This is a genomic window from Candidatus Eisenbacteria bacterium (assembly GCA_030017955.1).
Classification (GTDB): Bacteria; Eisenbacteria; RBG-16-71-46; order JASEGR01; family JASEGR01; genus JASEGR01.
Window position 1 is genome coordinate 1 of the sequence record JASEGR010000247.1, and the last position, 511, is coordinate 511.

A 511-nucleotide genomic window follows, 5' to 3' on the forward strand; every position below is an offset into this window, starting at 1 on the left:
CATTTCCTCATCCGAGACTTTCACACCTTTTTCGTATTGTGAGCTATCAAGAGTCGCTTTCACTTTCAGGCCAGTATTCGTCGTTGTATTGCCAATCAAATTCACCACAGTTTCATAGCTTACAAGCGGCTGCCCCTTCCATGTTAGGCTGATGAAAGAAAAGAGACGATGCTCAATCTTGTTCCACTTGCTTGTTCCGGGTGGATAATGGCATACAGTGGCAGGCTTGCCGATATCGTCGACAAGCCGGTGAAGATGCCATTTCCATGCACGATTCCGACTTCCATTGCTTCCGCCACCGTCCGCACAAATCAACCATTCTTTCGCATCTCTATAGTACCGTTTGCCAACAAGCCGCCACCAGCGCCTGAGGCTCTCCACTGCAAACTCAGCGGTATCATGATCCATCCCTATATTCACGAATCCATGATTGCGTTTTACATCATATACTCCATATGGAATCGCTGATCCTTCTCCAAGATCTGGGAAATCATACATATTGACTTCAACC

Annotated in this window: 1 protein-coding gene; it reads right to left on the reverse strand. The window is 46.8% G+C overall.

Features of this window, described 5'->3' with window-relative positions; genetic code table 11:
* On the reverse strand, positions 1–511 hold a 511-nt coding region (locus tag QME66_14050), incomplete at both ends, for an ISAzo13 family transposase (GenBank protein ID MDI6810060.1).